This is a genomic window from Bartonella sp. SD1336NMGDW (assembly GCF_042193565.1).
Classification (GTDB): Bacteria; Pseudomonadota; Alphaproteobacteria; order Rhizobiales; family Rhizobiaceae; genus Bartonella; species Bartonella grahamii.
In genome coordinates, this window is sequence record NZ_JBHILW010000097.1 from 1 (window position 1) to 617 (window position 617).

Annotated in this window: 1 pseudogene; it reads right to left on the reverse strand. The window is 35.8% G+C overall.

The window, feature by feature from the left end:
- Positions 1-296: 296 nt before the first annotated feature.
- A pseudogene (locus ACFIKH_RS09355) lies at positions 297-617 on the reverse strand (hypothetical protein); the annotation flags it as partial.

Here is a 617-nt window from a genome sequence, read left to right on the forward strand (position 1 = left end):
TTTATAGGCTCTCTCATTCAAATGAGTGATTAAAGATCATACGCACATTTACGTTTCTTTTGATAAGTTTTCATATCTCTCATAGAGCGCTTGCAATATGATACGTTTTGTATATATGCATTCATTACTCCATTGTGGATGATTCGTTTTAATCAATAAAAAACGCTATTTGAAAGCCGCGTCATATCACTTGGCACGGCTTTTTTTATTTTACTCTCTCTTTTATGATATGTTTATAGCAATGCATTTTATATGCGTTTATAACCATAAAGAAGGCACGCCCCCCACGCCGTTCTTTATTCTGTTTTATCAGTTATATTGACAACATTATCCCTTTCATACACCTCACAATTTTTGGGAACCAACCTTACTTTGCTTTTTTTGTTGATTTTTGCATTGCCATAAGCACGCCCCCAGATCGTTGCACAATATGAGATTTTAGCATTGCCATAAACAGAGCCATAAATCTCACAAGAGCCACTCACACAAGCATTCCCATAAACCTTGCCATAAATCTTTGCACGACCATTAATAACAGCATAATTATAAATTTTTGCATGGCTATAAATACAAGCCAAGCCAGAAACCTTGGCATGACCATAAACGCGTGCATAACT